At 40.1% G+C, this 16,704-nt stretch carries 8 protein-coding genes, 3 tRNA genes and 1 pseudogene; 1 reads left to right on the top strand and 11 read right to left on the bottom strand.

Features of this window, described 5'->3' with window-relative positions; all coding sequences use genetic code 11:
* From BW961_RS02550 to BW961_RS02580, 7 genes are all read right to left on the bottom strand, one after another.
* The coding region (locus BW961_RS02550; protein WP_076576649.1) for a DUF4073 domain-containing protein at window positions 1–6,524 on the bottom strand (6,524 nt) is incomplete at its 3' end.
* A 420-nt stretch (window positions 6,525–6,944) separates the two neighbouring features.
* Window positions 6,945–7,030 (bottom strand) — tRNA-Leu (locus tag BW961_RS02555).
* A gap of 195 nt (window positions 7,031–7,225) precedes the next feature.
* Window positions 7,226–8,572, bottom strand: a complete 1,347-nt coding sequence (locus BW961_RS02560; RefSeq protein ID WP_068590726.1) for a glycoside hydrolase family 30 protein — start codon at window positions 8,570–8,572, stop codon at window positions 7,226–7,228.
* Between the two features lie 104 nt (window positions 8,573–8,676).
* Window positions 8,677–10,323, bottom strand: a complete 1,647-nt coding sequence (locus BW961_RS02565) for a type 2 periplasmic-binding domain-containing protein (protein ID WP_068590653.1) — start codon at window positions 10,321–10,323, stop codon at window positions 8,677–8,679.
* A 221-nt stretch (window positions 10,324–10,544) separates the two neighbouring features.
* Window positions 10,545–11,432 carry a carbohydrate ABC transporter permease gene (locus tag BW961_RS02570; protein WP_068586682.1) on the bottom strand — a complete coding sequence of 296 codons (888 nt, stop codon included), beginning with the start codon at window positions 11,430–11,432 and terminating at the stop codon, window positions 10,545–10,547.
* Between the two features lie 15 nt (window positions 11,433–11,447).
* Entirely contained in the window at window positions 11,448–12,371 is a 924-nt protein-coding gene (locus tag BW961_RS02575) for an ABC transporter permease (RefSeq protein ID WP_068590727.1), read from the bottom strand.
* A gap of 181 nt (window positions 12,372–12,552) precedes the next feature.
* Window positions 12,553–13,563, bottom strand: a complete 1,011-nt coding sequence (locus BW961_RS02580; protein WP_068590655.1) for a LacI family DNA-binding transcriptional regulator — start codon at window positions 13,561–13,563, stop codon at window positions 12,553–12,555.
* A 259-nt stretch (window positions 13,564–13,822) separates the two neighbouring features.
* On the opposite strand from BW961_RS02580, the gene BW961_RS02585 reads away from it, so the two are divergent.
* Entirely contained in the window at window positions 13,823–14,590 is a 768-nt protein-coding gene (locus BW961_RS02585; RefSeq protein WP_244555841.1) for a VCBS repeat-containing protein, read from the top strand.
* Between the two features lie 79 nt (window positions 14,591–14,669).
* Here the strand turns inward: BW961_RS02585 and BW961_RS02590 are convergent.
* From BW961_RS02590 to BW961_RS30260, 4 genes and pseudogenes are all read right to left on the bottom strand, one after another.
* A pseudogene (locus BW961_RS02590) lies at window positions 14,670–16,060 on the bottom strand (SulP family inorganic anion transporter).
* A 166-nt stretch (window positions 16,061–16,226) separates the two neighbouring features.
* Window positions 16,227–16,300, bottom strand: a tRNA-Ile gene (locus BW961_RS02595).
* A gap of 42 nt (window positions 16,301–16,342) precedes the next feature.
* Window positions 16,343–16,419: transfer RNA gene (locus BW961_RS02600), tRNA-Met, on the bottom strand.
* Between the two features lie 74 nt (window positions 16,420–16,493).
* Window positions 16,494–16,658, bottom strand: coding sequence for a hypothetical protein (locus BW961_RS30260; protein WP_169810343.1), 165 nt, complete (start codon window positions 16,656–16,658; stop codon window positions 16,494–16,496).
* Between the last annotated feature and the right edge of the window lie 46 nt (window positions 16,659–16,704).

Here is a 16,704-nt window from a genome sequence, read left to right on the forward strand (position 1 = left end):
ATTGCCGTAATCATTCCTGTATCGCTTACTTGTGCGACAGTTTCATCATTAGTAGCCCAAGTAACATCTTTATTCGCTGCATCAACTGGAGCAATGCTAGCCGTCAATTGCGCTGTTTCACCGATTTTCAGATCCACTTTCGTTTGATCCAGTGTGATTCCTGTAACTTGCACTGGAGGCTGCTGAACATCTGAAGGTATACCTGTGATGGAAATTTCGTCAATTCTATCTGTACCACCAGAGGCAATCGCTGCGTTATTTACAGACATTAACGATGCCTTTATCCAGCGAATGTACACAACAGATTGATTATCTGCCTTCGCTGGTAAACTTAAATTAACTAATTTACTAGAAGTCCAATTGCTTGCGACTACAATATTTGAGTTCGGTACTGGTGACCAAAGTTTCTCATCTAAACTATACTCTACTTTAAAATCTTTTGGCCCCGTGCCTGAGCCATACTGAAATGAAGACACCTGAATATTAGTAAAGCCAGTTGTCTCAACAGAAGCTTCCCAATATGCTGGATCCATAGTCCAATCAGATGATGCAATAGCTTTACCCGCTTTACCTGATGGACCTGAACCAGCTGCATATGACGTTGAAGCTGCACCTACTAATGTTACTTTTTTATCTAAATTTTCATTGATTCCGCTTGTAGCAATATTGGAATCTGCATCAAAATTCCATCCTGCTAATATAGTTGGAGGAACCATTTGATCAGCACTTAATGTAACATCTGCCCATCCTGTAATTTGATCTGCCTGATTTACAGAGACGATATATATATGTTGACCAGATGCTACAGCAATATCTTCATTCATTCGTAATTGATGCGTATACACTGTAGCCAAACTACCCACAATTGGAGCACTTTGGAAACCAGCTGCACCTATTACATATTTAAGCGCACCCTCTGGTACAGTAACTGCTTGAGTTCCCACCTTCGAGCCTTTAGCCCATGTAAAACCAGTTAATACAGGCACCAACGTACCAAAATGAATGGTTGTGATCTCTCCTGCTGGTGCATTATCACCTGCTTTCACACGAACCTGAATGGTATGATCACCATCAATAACCGGAGGATTAGCGGCAACGTATGCAATCCAAGTCTTATTATCCATGTTATATTCCATGGTCTCGTTGATACCGATGATCTTACGGTTGACGTTGTCCGCTGTGACGTTTGGAGCTGCTGGAACTGCCGCCATAACTTGGACATATGCCTCTGCCTTATAATTGCCATCCATTGCAGTTGCAGTAACCTTCGCTTTTCCCGGTTTAACCCCAACTACGATCCCATCGGCAACACTTGCAACCGACTCGTCGCTTGAACTCCATATAACAGCCTTATTCGTAGCATTGCTAGGACTGATCGTTGCATTCAATTCGTCCGAACTACCAACATTTAGAATTAGGCTAGAATTATCAAGCGTGATAGCTGTCACTGGAACCAGTGTGTCCGCATTGAACAATTCTCTGGAATCTCTCACCCTAATTCGATTTCCTTCAGCAAATTTACTTGCTAGACCTATAGCCGAAAGCTTATCTCCAACCTTCAATTTTGGAATTGGAACTCCGCTTTGGTTAATGATGTAACCATCCGTATAAACTAATATCTTACCGCTACCATCGTTAATCACATAAGAATTATCGTCTGGAACTTCTTCCACTGTTCCTACTACTTTGACGAGTAAACCTTGATTTTGCTCAGCGTTTGCTTCCTGTGTCTTCACTGCTTTAGGCAGGACTGGTAGACCCGAGGTAATCTTCACAATACTATTATCAAATTTATCAAACTCAAGTTCCGTATTATTCTCAAAAACCTTAATGCGTCCATAGGCACGAACAGTATCTCCCACTTTCAAGCTACCTTCTGGAACCTCACTAAAGCCCATAATTCCGCCTGTCTCATCTTGCATATAGAATGCATCATAGAAGACTCCAGCTGCCGTGGTTACTTGGCCTTGTACCACTACTTCTGTTTCCTCTGGAAGTTTACGTGCCTCTTCAAGCGAAACAACCTTAGGCTCACGATGTGACAGCCAGTTGATTACGTTCAGCGCGAACGGATCATTTCCTTTTGCATTAAAAGACTGATCCATTTGCTTGTCATTAAAAATGTTCATACCCGAGACGACCACGCGTCCCTTGCCCACCTCTTCAGAAGCTATTAATGGAATAGCTGATCCACCAGTAATATTCTCTAGGGCTGGACCTGTTTTCCCGTTGGATGTTTGCACATTATAGGATACCGAATCCGCTTTAATGGTTGAAGTATCCTGAAAAGTTGATTCGTTACCCTGTACCAGAATTGTGGTTCTACCACTATCGACCAAAGGAACCTTTTTACCAGAACCATCCGTTTTCGCTAGACTTGATCCACTATAATATTCGATCGTAGGTACGAAATCGGTTAATTGATTTTGGACTGGCTTTGGATGCAATCTTACCGAGAAGTTAGATGATATCGGTGTTGCCCAGAAGTTCCCATATGCTGTTTCATCAAAAACCCCATCATTATTTACCATGATACTTGAGCCTACATTTGATAAAATATCGTTCAAGTTTTGATTAGAACCACCAAAGTTACTCTTTTCTGTTGTTAATAAGGAGCCGCCACCTTGCACGAACTGCTTAATAACATCGATCTCACCTGAATTATAGGAAGTAGCAGGATGAGTAATCATGAGTACAGTAGCACTCGCTAATGACTGACTAGTAATTCCTGTTTTGTTTTCAACAACGGTATATCCCTGCTGCTTCATCATGATCGTAAACGTCTTAAGATTGTCCTTGTATGTTCCGTTATCAGTTGTTGTATTCTCATTACTATGCGTAGCATCGATCATGATCGTTTTGCCTAGAGGCGCTTTAATCGAGAAGACTTGCTCATATTTATTACTTCCTAGATCATGTCCATCTCCCGCTTCAAGCACGACAATAATCTTGTGATCTCCAACTACCGGATTATTCCAGATAACATTAGCAGCTGCAGATTGATTGGAATTCAGTGAATCAATCGTTGCATCTGCAATAAAATGCTGTTCATCCTGACTATCATAATAGAAATGAGCGGTCAGTTTATTTACACCTAATGTCCCTAAGTTGCTGATTGTAGCCTTCAGGTTAGCAGGAACACCGCCAACAATCGCGCCATCAACCGCATCCACATTACTTACGCTCACAGATAAAGGTTCAACGGGTGACCAAATTGGAGAAGAATACGTACGATCCCCATCTTTTTGAGTTACTCGAACTACAAACCATTGCTGACCGCCAGTAACCGTATATTTCGGCTGCCAATGGAAGGAAGTTGAATCTGCCTTGGTTACAAAGGTCTCAAGAACTTTTCCACCATTTGTAATCAGTTCTACTTTCTCCACGTTATCGTTGGATGGAGTCTTAATGAAACTGTATTCGGGATCAGAAGAACTTTCTGAAACAGCATCGCTACCAGAAATATCAAATTCAAGAGATTTCGTATCCGTAGTAGATCCCATATAGTATCCATTAGCCGAAAAGTCTAGTGTGGCATTTGGATCTTCACTGAAGTACACGCGCATTTTACGCATTGATTCCAGTAAGGACTCTTGACTAAGATCCTCGGACACAATCACAGTGCGTTTTTTGGTCTGTCCCCAAGTTGCATCATGATTATCTTCGCCATACGTTGGAGCAACATGCCAACCTAAATCAAGTGCTTTAAAAAACATGTTTTCTACATTGACATAAGAATATTTCCCAGAGCCATTTCCTACTTCAAGCATCGTAAATAGCTTATCAACATTTTTATCATACGGAATAAAGTTATCAAAGGCATTCTTCGACATCTCTGGATGATTGAACTGAGCAACGACATTGTCATAGGTCATAACCCAAGCGTAATAATTTTGTAGCTTCTGATAGGTTCCGCCTTCTTCAACACGATCGATAAAATTGTCGGTACCAAATACATTCGAATGTCCCCAAGTCGTAGAAGTCATCTCAAATGCAGGAAATACAACAAATTGATCATCTTTCGTATATTGTTTTGCCAAATCCTTGGTCAGTTGCCAATCGGCACCACCTGCACGCTCCTTCATTCCTTTTCTCTCAACAGAATCCGTTCCTACTAACTTAGAATCAATATCATGTGAGTGATCAGAAAATGCGAAAAAGTCATAATTATGCGCCAATGCCGCCTTTAACGCTTCTGCCGGTGAGCCTGCCCCATCATGGGAAATGTTTGTATGATTATGTGTGGTTCCGCGGTAATGGTTACCCCCTATAAAAAGTTTAACAACTTCGAAACTCCATGAACCTGTAGATGGATTGCCAAGCTTATCTTTGGACTTCACAACAACATGATGAATTCCTTCACTAAGATCATCCGCTGATGTTAAAGCTAGACTAACTTCCGTCTCAGTTACCGTGGCTTTACTAGTCACATCAACATCATCCAAACTCAGTTGGATCGACGAGGTATCAACACCACTAGGATCCTTCAACGATACTGAAATGACAGGATGCTTCGACTCAATGCTGTCGCCATCTGCAGGTGTGGCATCAAAGTACTGAGGACCATCTTGATCTTCCACGACATTGATCGTAATAGGCGCATCAGCTTTACCTTGCGATACTGTATCTCCGCCTCCAACAGCCTCTATGTAATAGGACAGCTTGTCCTTAACCTGCTGTTGTGGAATTTTCACATTATAATTTTGGTGATCTGCTGTTTCCATAAGTAATGATTGATATGGAGAGTTATCAGCACCGTTATAATACAATGTAACCGAATCAGCATTTTTGGCCATCGCTGTAAAAGAAACATCGATTCCTTTATAAGCTTTCTCTAGAGGCGTATGCTGAAGTTGCAAATCCCCTTTAACATCAGCTAGCTTTCTAGGAAGCACATAATACCCACTTGTAAAAGGTGATGTTAGCTTCGATTGTCCCACAATTCCTGTAAAGGTATATGAATCATTTAACGTCACATCCTCTTTACTTACATCAATTCCTGATGTCGCCAAAATTCTTACAATGATGGCATTACCTGCGTCATCAGCAACCGTCACATTATAATCGGGACCTGTTGCAGGAATATTAGTTACTTTACCTTTAAAAGTGACTAGTTTCCCTTCAAGTGGCTCCGCACTACCATAACTAGCTAGGGTGCTGAAATTGATTTTGTCAGCTGTGATCTCGTTTCCTTGTCCTAAGTCAGATACCGAAGTGGGCAAGAACTGAGTCGTACCTGCTGTAAAGACAACACGGCCGTCAACTCTGATCTTGTTACTACTCTGGATTTGCTCCGCAAGATCCTGATTTCCGATCACTTGAATACCGCCAGTTGCATCTTGCAACATGATGTTCGTCTTTTCCAGACCAAGAGATTTGTTATCTGCTGTAACGACACCCTCGATCGTTGTGTCATACCCAATATTAAGGGGTAGACCACTTCCATCGTTTGTACGAAGGTCACTGATCTTCTCTACTCCTTTTGCATATCCAATATCATTAATGCGAGTATATGTACTCTCTTTAGGAGAAGTCTGAGCAGTATCTGTATGAGTAACAAATACACTAGAGTTACTTCCAGTGTTCAGTCCATTCACGGAAAACGAACCATCCGCCGCCGCAGTAACCATCCCTAACTTCGAAACGACACCATTGTTCTCTGCATACACAGCCACGCTTGAAGAAGCAGGGACTGCACTTGGTGCACCTGTTACGCTTCCCGCACCTTTATTAAAAGTAATTTTAGTAGCATCGGGTGAAGTCATATAGGAAGAATTCTTTACCGATACCTCATCAGGCTTACTTGTATTGGCAGGTGCATTCATGACAAAATCCACCGAAGTATCTTTTGTAAACCAGCCATTACCGAGACCTACGTTAGCACGAGGATCTGAACCAACATTCGTTTTACGTAAGATTGTCCCACTACCAACGTTATCTGCGATAAACGGTTTTCCCCAGTACATCGGGTTCTTAAAGACCGTTGTAGTAGCATTGCTATATGCGAACAAATCAACAATATCAGCATTATCAGCATTACTTCCTACAGCGGCTGTTGTTTGCGCAAGAACAACTGCACCACCCGCTGAACCACTAGGGCTCAATCCCGATTCAAAATCGGTTTTGACAGGGAGATCCACTCCTCCTGTTGTACCTGTTGCCCCTGTAATTAGAAAATAACTATGGGCTTTGAGGGTCCCTTTTAATGCCTTACCTGCTGCAAAGGACATGGTCCCTGCTGCCGAATAAGCAATAGACCATCCACTAAGATCGATATCCCGATCCGTATTATTGTATAATTCAAAAAATTTCGTGTTATAGAACGCACCTTTGTTCCCGCCGTTAATGTACATTTGACTAAATACAACATCACCAGCTTTAAATCCCTTCAATCCAACTGTTGATGCTGCTGATACCGTCGGCACATTGGCCATTAAGCCTGTAGGTAGAAGTGTGGTAACAAATAAAATAATGGTTAGCGCAAGGCTATACCATTTCTTTTGCTTAACTGGATGACTGTACATTCAATCTCTTACCTCCCGTAATAAATAATTAAATATTTTTGCTCAATCCATACAAATGATAAATAGATTGTCCACTTGAAAATTATAAATTAACATCATTAACTAAAATGCAGAAGTTTGTAAAATGTTATGGAATGATGGGATATTAGGAGATTGATATTTTAACAATTGTGACACAGAGGGATGATACTCAAGACGTTAACTAGAAACCCTATATTACGAAGTTTTTGCTACTGAATAGCCTCGGAATTTATATTGTGCGTTTTGCACGTTGGAATAGTAGGTGTGTATTATTTCACTTATATAAGGCCAAGGTTGGAGGCTTAACGAAGAAAAAGAGTCTCGATGTGGTAGGCTACCACATCGAGACTCTTTAATTTGTTAGATTAGAACCACCTATATAAGTGGTAAAATCAAGTATGCCGAGGACGGGGGTCGAACCCGTACGGTAGTCACCTACCGCAGGATTTTAAGTCCTGTGCGTCTGCCTGTTCCGCCACCCCGGCATAATATCTTGCAGCGCCTTTTAAAGTCCTGCCTGATTGATTATACGCAGGTATCGGATCAGAGTCAAGATTTTTTTCGTGAATGCATAATGGTGAGGAATCCTACGTAGTGAAATAGTGACGCCAACACGTACGCAGAATCACATCCTACCAATAACCGATTGTAGAAGGTTGACTTGCTGTTTCATCCTAAATCTAATTACTTATCTTAATAGATAAGGCACTTTTAGACGCTAATCGGAAAGTTAACAGTTCTTCTCCTTGCAATTTCACAGCAACATTCTCAGCTTCTTCACCATCGTTAAACAAGACTACTGCGTATGAATGATCTGTATTCCTAAAGGCAACTGAACGAATGATCTCATTGCTTGATGAAGAGTCAATACGTAAGGCTTTGGGACGTATAAACTTGCTGAAATGCGCCAATGCATAGTAGTCCAGTGTATAATCAAGTTCCTGTGTCTCCTGGTTGACGGTCACAATTCCCCGACAAGTGCTATTGCCAAATCCCGGTACCGTTGGACCATTCTTTTCATCTAACGCCATATTCCATAACACAAGAGATTTACTATGATTTCTGAGAATATCAATCCCTGTTCTCATTACATTCGAGAAGGCTTGTTCAAAAGGAGGAATCCATTCTCCACCGGAGCCCTCAGTAAAATGCACTTCTTTACCGGCAAAAGCCTCCAGTACCTCCGATTGTGCTGAAGCATCCCCCCCATACCAATGCCATGCCACACCATCTACTTCATCTTTCGCGTGCTCTAGCACCGTTAGTGGGTAATCTGGACGATCCCAGTTGTGATCGTAGCAAAGAATTTTTGTATCCATATTATGCTTAACAAAACTAGGTTTTAGATAATCTTTTATAAATACCATCTGAGACTCTGGCAGCATCAACATACTTGGGTAGTGCTTTGGTTCATACAGAGGCTCATTTTGCGGAGTCACAGCATACGTAAGTAGCCCATGACTTTCAAAAGCTTGTATGTATCGAACAAAATAATCGGCATAAACCTGATAATATTCTCTTTTTAGTTCTCCGGCAATCATCGATCCGCTGGTCTTCATCCAACCTGGAGCGCTCCAAGGCGAAGCCATCAGCTTGATCTCAGGATTTATTTCCAGAGCTTTTTGTAATAAAGGTATAATATCCACCTCATCATGCGAGATCGTAAAGTGGGTTAATTTCGTATCGATTTCCTGTTCAGGCATATCGTCATAGCTATAAATATCTCTCGCATAATCAGATGCTCCCATTGGATTTCTTAATACAGATAGGCCTATTCCATCTTGCGGGTCAAATAGCTTGATCATTACTTCCGTTCTCTGTTCATTATCGAGTACTTGGTTAATCAAATAAGCAGATGAATCTGTAAATGAAGCCCCAAAACCATCCATTATCTGAAATGTTTGATTCTCATCAAGAGTTACCGTAGTTATTGCCACATCTGAAGCAATCGGAGTTAATTGTTGCAGAGATTGCTCTACGAACAATTCATTCTCCCCTGTGGACTGGAAAAATTGTAGCTCTAACATGTTGTCTCCCTCCATACTTCTATAATTAAACAATCTATCTTTCGGCATCTTGAACATTTATATTAGGAGGCCCCTAACAAAAGGGCCTCCTTTCATAGTTCTGCTTATTTAATACCTAATTTTTCTTTATTCTTCTTCATTTTTTCAGTGCGAATTTCTACGATTTTATCCCAACTGTTATCATTCAAAAATGCTTTATAAGCGGCTAAGTTACTATCAAATGTTGCAACATCCTTAGCGCGTATCATACTTACAAGCGTAGTATTCCAAGTCGAATCGATTGCAGTTAAACCCCGTGCTTCAGGAGTGCCTTGAGCAGGATTAATGTTCTCAAGAATGAAGTGTGGTTTCATCTTTCCTTTTCCCCACTCTTGCATTTGTTTAATAGATTCCGCGAATGCGTCATTACTCAAAGCTTTATCACGATCATGTCCAAAGAACATAAATTCGCCCATACGGTAATCCTTCTTAAATTTATCTGCATTTGTTAGTTGAAGGTCTTTGATAGCAGGCAAGAATTCAATTTTACCGCTTTCGTTTACTTTATAGGTTTCTCCTTCAATACCATAATTCATTAATTTTTGTCCTTCATCACTTAATAAATAAGTGAATAATTGAATGGCTTTCGCAGGGTCCTTAGCCTTTTTAGTAATGAAGCTGATCATCCAGCCTGTAATACCTGACTGATTCAATGTCGGTTGATTTCCGACGGTACTTTGAGGTCCATCAATAGCAACGTACTCTTTACCTGGATTTTCAGTCAGGAAGATTTGTAGATTACCACTTTGTTGAGGCGTTCCGTCGAGCAGCATGGTGGCATATTTACCTGATTTCACTTTTTCTTCAAATGCTGTTCCATTATCGGCAAAGCTGTCATCAATAATATCTCCATTTCTGTAGACTTCGTTTAACGTTTTCAACCAAGTTAGATAATCCTCATCCAAATTACGGTTATAGAAACCACCATCTTTTGTTTCCATCGGTACGCCGATAAAATCTTGTAGAACATCGCCTAGTGAACCTGTACCTGTGCCAATAGAGTTGAAACCAAACGGAATCATTTCTGGGAACTGCTTCTTGATTTGTTGCATAACGCTCTTGAATTCTTCCGGTGTTCCAACGCTTGGTTTGCCTAAAGCCTCATATACATCCTTACGGATGACAAATGCTGTTTTGGCTGGAATGTTACCGCTATCAAAATCATTTTGAGTATTAGAATAATTAGGATAGCCATACGTCTTTCCATCTGCTAACTGGAACCAATTCAAAGTGTCTTTAGCTGCAACTTCGTTGAAATAAGGATCATATTTATCTGCTAGATCATTTAACGGTAGCGACCAAGTAGCGGCTTTTTGCACCACAGGAGAGTTGGAATCAAGTATAGTTAATAAATCCGGCATATCTCCACCAGCAAATATCGTATTTAATTTCGTGTCATCCCCTGTAACGAATTTAATATTGATGTTTAAATCCTCTTTAATTTTTTTTGTAACGACATCCTTACCAAAATCCTTGTTCCACCAATCCGCATTTACATACCATGTGAGATCTGTAGTCTCTGCCTTTTTATCTAGCTTCCAAGACGGCGTTGCTGGATCAATAGTATAGCGACCATCCACAGAACTTAATTCCTTACTCGATTTATTTGTATCGCCGCTTGAGCCACAACCCGTAACAATCAACACGACAGCCATTAACGCAGTACAAAGTTTTAGACCTTTATTCCCAAATGATTTATTCCATTTATACATTTCTTTTCCCCCTAAAAGTTTTGTTGGCTATACAACTTGATATTTCTTCGTACAAAACTAACTTCGGAAGCAGATACTTAAGTTTTGTTGGCTATACATCTTGATATTTCTTCGTACAAAACTAACTTCGAAAGCGGACACTTAAGTTTTGTCACCCTAATTAAACCGCTTTCACAAGTGAAACCCCCTAGTTATCTTCTTCCTTTAATTTCACTTCATCCCTACTCTTTCACCGCCCCCAGCATCATGCCCGAGATGAAGTACCTCTGAAGTATTGGATAAATCACAACAATCGGCAAAGTCGTAATGACAATCGTTGCTAATTGAACCCCTTTAGTCGTTGTTTCTATAATTGCTGATCCCCCAATATTTTGCATGGATTGCGTTTGCGACTGTACGATAATTTCATACAATTTCATCTGTAGAGGGTAGAGGGCTTGGTCTGTGATATATAATTTAGTTGTCATGAAATCATTCCATTGCCCCACCCCGTTAAATAACGCGATTGTCGCCATAGCCGGCATGGAAAGAGGAATGAATATCTTTAGGAACACACGCCAATCACCTGCGCCATCTATTTTAGCTGACTCTTCAAGTGAATCTGGTACATTCCTGAAGAAATTCATTAGAATAACAACATCATAAAAGCTGTATAGTGCCGGAATAATATAAACCCAAAAGCTATCTAATAGACCCATTGATTTGATTAATAAATAGGTCGGAATCATTCCACCGGAGAAAAACATGGTGATAACTCCCATTGAGATATATAGCTTACGACCACGTATGTATTTCTTGCTCAAACCGTAACCAACCATTGCGCAGAAAAATACATGGGTAATCACTCCGATGAGGGTTTTGGAAATCGAGATAAAGAATGACTGCCAAATGGTTTCATCCCGAAACACCGCTCGATAGTTTTCAAGTGAAAACTCCTTAGGCCAAAATATAAATCCGCCTTCCGCTAGTGCCTTACCTGAGCTTAAAGAAGAAATGATTACATTCCAAACAGGGACAATAATAATTACCATAAAGATAAACAGCATAATAATATTCAAGATATCAAAGACTCGACTATCGATATCTTCTTTAGCCACCTTCCGATTCACGGCAAATGCCCCCTTCTATAGTACTGATTGATTATCATTTAATTTACTGGACACTTTATTAGCAGTAACCAGCAGAATGACAGAAACAATGGAAACACCTAAACCAACTGCGGTAGCATAAGAGAAGTCACCTTGCGTCATCCCCATACGATAGACATATGAATTTATAACCTCTGCTTTGACACGGTTTTGAGAATTCATTAAGACCAAGGTTTGATCCAAATTCGAGCCCAATAAACCGCTTACAGTAAGAATTAAATTTAGACTGATTATCGACTTCATGTTGGGAATTGTAATATTCCAAATTTGTCTAATCCGACTTGCGCCATCAATTTTAGCTGCTTCATAATAGGTAGGATCAATCTTCGACATAATGGCTAGATATAAAATAGTTCCCCAGCCGACTTCTTTCCAAATATCAGATAACGTTGCGATCCACCAATACTTTCCTGCATCTAACAAAATATTTTGTGGTTTCGAGATCAATCCTATATTGAGCAGAAGCTCATTAAACAATCCTGTAGTCGAGAACCAAGTAATCAACATGCCTCCTAGAACGATCCACGACAAGAAGTGAGGCAGATAAGAGACGGTTTGAACAAATTTCTTGAAGCGTCCTCCGTTTAATTCATAGATCATAATCGCTAAAATAATTGGAATAATAAATCCAATTCCTAATTTCAGAAAGCTAATCCCCAGCGTATTCACTACCGCATCCCAAAAATATTTGTCAGATAAAATAATCTTGAAATTATCCAATCCAACCCATGGAGCGGAGTCTAGCGTATCAATTACAGTATAATTTTTAAAGGCAATCGACAATCCATAAATGGGAATAAAACAAAAGATAATCATAAAAATAATTCCCGGAATGACCATGGACTGAATCTCCCATTGTCTCTTATAATCAACTATGAACTCTTTGATCCTTTGCCTCATCGGTTTTTTTTCATTGAATTTTACTACCGGGGCCTCGGGTACCACTGCTGCTAATTTATTATCCACGATCTTTTTCTCCCCTCTTGCTCATAAATTAAAAACGTTTTTATTTTTAATAAAAAATTGGCTACTGTATTCATAGTATTAAAAAAAACATAGGATCATCTTCATTTATATCTCATCAATCTGAATTGATCTTCACATGACTCGAACCTCGTACAACAAGTTCACACGCTAATTTTTGAACAACACCTTGTTCTTTCTTTTGAATCAAACGAACCAGCTGATTAATCGCTAGAATACCCTGTTTAGCAATTTGGTTTCTCACAGTAGTTAATGGCGGTGTATAATACTGGGCGATATCTATATCGTCAAACCCCATAACGCTAATGTCGAGTGGAACTCCATAGCCAAGTGTTTTCAAAGCTTGAATACATCCAATTGCGCTCAAATCATTTCCCGCTAAAAAAGCATCAGGTACTTTATCAGGATGTAAGTGTAGAAAGGATTTCACGGCATTATAGGTGCTCTCTTCCTCAAAATAACCTTGCATAATATAATCTTCAATTACTGGAATCTGATACTGACGCAGTGCAGCTAGGTATCCCTCTTTGCGCTCCACACTATCAAACATCGTATCCACACCGGATATATAAGCAATTTTTTTGTGTCCCAAACTGATTAAATATTTAGTTGCCTCGTAGCCAGCCACAAAGGAATCAAATATCACACTCCCCATGGTTTCATTGTGAAGGACCCTATCTAAAAAAACAGCCTTGATCTTTTCTTCCTCCATGGCACTAATGTCTTCTTCATCTATTCTCAGTTCTTCGTAAATAATTGCGCCATCAACACGTCGGCCTAAAATATTACTCATAATGACTTGTTTATCTTTTGTAATAAAAACATTTAATCCATAGCCTAAGCGATCACACTCACGAGACATGGATTCAACCAGTTTATAAAAATATGGACCCGATACACTGGTAGTAAAAAAACCTAACATTTTAGTTTTCCCGGACCTTAACTGCTTACCGTTCAAATTAGGGACATAATTTAATTGTTTCGCAACCTTAAGTACATGTGACTTTGTCACTGGGTTCAATACATCTACATCATTTAATGCGTTGGAGACCGTAGAAATAGAGACTCCCGCCTCTCTTGCTACATCTTTGATCGTTATTTTCGCCATATTAGTAGTCCTTTGCTATGAATGCGTTTTCATGAGTTAAAAATAACATAAAAACGTTTTTAATACAATACTTTTTCCATCATTTTTTTACATATACTTTTTTATTGATACATCGACCTTTATCATGAACCCTTCATAGGGTGCTGCTCAGTATGTTTTGGAAAGCACTGTTCTCATCAATTTAATTGTTTATTACATCACGTAATGACTTAGCTAATCATAAAGTGTGGGTAAATACCTATCCGAAGGAGAAGATTTCATGAACCAGCACACGTATGTCACTCTCCCAAATTATGTAAGTCGATCAGAGCACACCGTCAACAAAGAACTGATTATCGATCATGCAAGTGTAGATGTCACAGGGGATCGTATTCCGGATCAAGTATGGCTAACGGGGTATAAACAAGATAATAACAGTCCGTATATTACTGGCATATCCATCGCAATCAAAGATGGTGCCACCTCCAACTTTTTTCGAATTACGCCTAACGAGAACTCCGGATATAACCCTCGTCTGTTTCTAGGAGACTTTACGGGGGATGGAACTGCAGATATATTAGTAACGATCGACAGTGGCGGATCTGGAGCCACTACGTTTGATTATTTGTATAGCTTTGTTCAAGGAAAACCACAACTACTGTTCAGCTCAGACGTATACAACGACTATTGGAAGTATAACGTATCCTATTTAGATGGCTATCGATTACAATTAACCAACAGCAATACCGAACAAGTATATACACTGGACATCACTTCACGTGGCAAAGACTATTTGGACGGAATCTATAATCCTGATGGAACGTTGAAGTCCCCTATTGAGGGATGGGTAGACCCACTCAGCGGCCTATATCCGGTTGATTTCGAAGGCGATGGCGTTTATGAGTTAATGGCGTTCCAAGGCGTAAGCGGACTGTATCATGCGGACAGATTCGGATATGTACAAAATGTTCTGAAATGGCAGAATAACGGGTGGTCGCTACTGAATCAGTGGTTTGCCATCTATGGCGCTCCTATTCATACATCATAAGAAATCATCCATCATAAATTCACCCATCATTTAAAAATGAGGAACCCGCATTCCCAAGGTCCCTCATTTTTACTTTCTTTTAGTAGTCTAATTTTACGGGCAAGCCCATTTTATCTATAATAATCTGACTTTCCTTATTCAGACCCACGATTTCGACGTTCTTACCTAACTGCTCATACTTTGCAATTACTTTCAATATCGCTGCTACAGCTGATTGATCCCATATCTGCGAATGACTGAAATCAATCTTAATGTCGTTAGGATCACTAACATAGTTAAATAAACCGATAAAGTGCGTCGTCGTTCCGAAGAACATCTGACCTTTAACCTTATACTCTTTATGTCCGTCTTGTCCGATCCATTCTTCCGACCTGATCTTCCCCATATTCCAGGCGAAGAATACTGCACTCAACAACACACCTGCAATAACACCGCAAGAAAGATTATGTGTCCACACCACAATGATTACCGTTACGATCATGACCAAGGCGTCTGTACGAGGAATCCGATTTAATTCTCTTATTGAATCCCAATTAAACGTACCTATACAAACCATGAACATCACCCCAACAAGCGCGGCCATTGGAATCTTTGTAACAATTGGTCCCAGAACAATGATAAGGAATAATAGAAATACACCCGATACTAACGTAGATAGGCGTTTTCTTCCACCTGATCTAACGTTTATGACAGATTGTCCAATCATGGCACACCCCGCCATTCCTCCGAAGAATCCATTTACGACATTAGCAATACCCTGCCCTCTGACTTCTTTATTCTTATCGCTACCCGTATTGGTCATCTCATCTAAAACCGTTGCGGTTAATAGCGATTCAAGAATACCAACAATGGCTAATGAGAATGAGTAAGGCAAGATGATAAGTAAAGAATCGATTGAGAATAGTACTTGTGGAATGTGCAGAAACGGCAATGTACTCGTAATAGCCCCCATATCTCCTACTGTATTAATATTCAGCCCCATAGTAATCGAAATGATAGAAACTACAATAATAGCAACCAATGCTGAAGGAATAGCATTGGTGAATAGTGGGAGGATATAAATAATAGCAAGCGTCAGAGCTACCATTGCATACATCACCCAGGATTGACTTTGAATTGTGTCCATTGAGCTATAAACACAAGAATCGCTAACGCATTCACGAATCCATTCATTACAGAATGGGGTATGAAGCTAATTAATTGTCCTATTTTTAAGATCCCCATGACATATTGTATGATGCCCGTAAGTATCGTTGCAGCAAATAGATACTCAATACCATAGTCTTTGACCAAAGTCACCATAAGTAAAGCCATAGCGCCTGTGGCTGCCGAGATCATAGCAGGTCTTCCACCCACAATCGAAATAATAAGAGCCATACAGAACGAAGCATACAGACCTACCATCGGACTTACACCCGCAATAATTGAGAACGCAATTGATTCCGGAATCAGCGCCAAAGCAACCGTCATACCTGACAATATATCGCGTCGCGTATTGCCAAACCATGTAGATCTATTTAATTGTAAACTTTCCAAATTCGTGTCCTCCCAGATATATGGTAAAGGTATAGTATTTAACTTTTGTTCATATTTAGACAAATAAAAAAACCCTTGATGCACAAGGGTTTTTAAGAAGTGGGCCCTGAGGGACTCGAACCCCCGACCAATCGGTTATGAGCCGACCGCTCTAACCAACTGAGCTAAGGGCCCTAAATAATTATGTAAACCACATTTGAATAATGGCAGTTTAATTGGTTGCGGGGGCAGGATTTGAACCTGCGGCCTTCGGGTTATGAGCCCGACGAGCTACCGGGCTGCTCCACCCCGCGTCAGTAAAATATTTTTTTAACAGCGACAAGATATAATATACAACACTTACCGCCCTTGCGTCAAGCTTTTTTATTCAAGGAATAAATCGGACGCCATAACGACCTTTACGAGAACGGAAAATTTCTACTGAATGTGGGTCATGATATCCATAAATCCAACCATCTTGCTCCAGTCTTTTGGCAAGACAACCCGCTTGAAATTCACTTCTATAAAGTTTGCCAAAGTACACCCACTTCATTGCACTTCCCTCTCTTCCAGGAATCTATAGCTATAAATGATGACGA

The sequence above is a fragment of the Paenibacillus macquariensis genome, from assembly GCF_900156375.1.
Classification (GTDB): domain Bacteria; phylum Bacillota; class Bacilli; order Paenibacillales; family Paenibacillaceae; genus Paenibacillus_AQ; species Paenibacillus_AQ macquariensis.

What these genes read in the sequence shown, in the direction of transcription:
- BW961_RS02560 (WP_068590726.1), bottom strand. Translation starts at nt 8,572, where the DNA reads ATGTTAGAGCTACAATTTTTCCAGTCCACAGGGGAGAATGAATTGTTC.
- BW961_RS02565 (WP_068590653.1), bottom strand. Translation starts at nt 10,323, where the DNA reads ATGTATAAATGGAATAAATCATTTGGGAATAAAGGTCTAAAACTTTGT.
- BW961_RS02575 (WP_068590727.1), bottom strand. Translation starts at nt 12,371, where the DNA reads ATGAGGCAAAGGATCAAAGAGTTCATAGTTGATTATAAGAGACAATGG.
- BW961_RS02580 (WP_068590655.1), bottom strand. Translation starts at nt 13,563, where the DNA reads ATGGCGAAAATAACGATCAAAGATGTAGCAAGAGAGGCGGGAGTCTCT.
- BW961_RS02585 (WP_244555841.1), top strand. Translation starts at nt 13,823, where the DNA reads ATGAACCAGCACACGTATGTCACTCTCCCAAATTATGTAAGTCGATCA.
- BW961_RS30260 (WP_169810343.1), bottom strand. Translation starts at nt 16,658, where the DNA reads ATGAAGTGGGTGTACTTTGGCAAACTTTATAGAAGTGAATTTCAAGCG.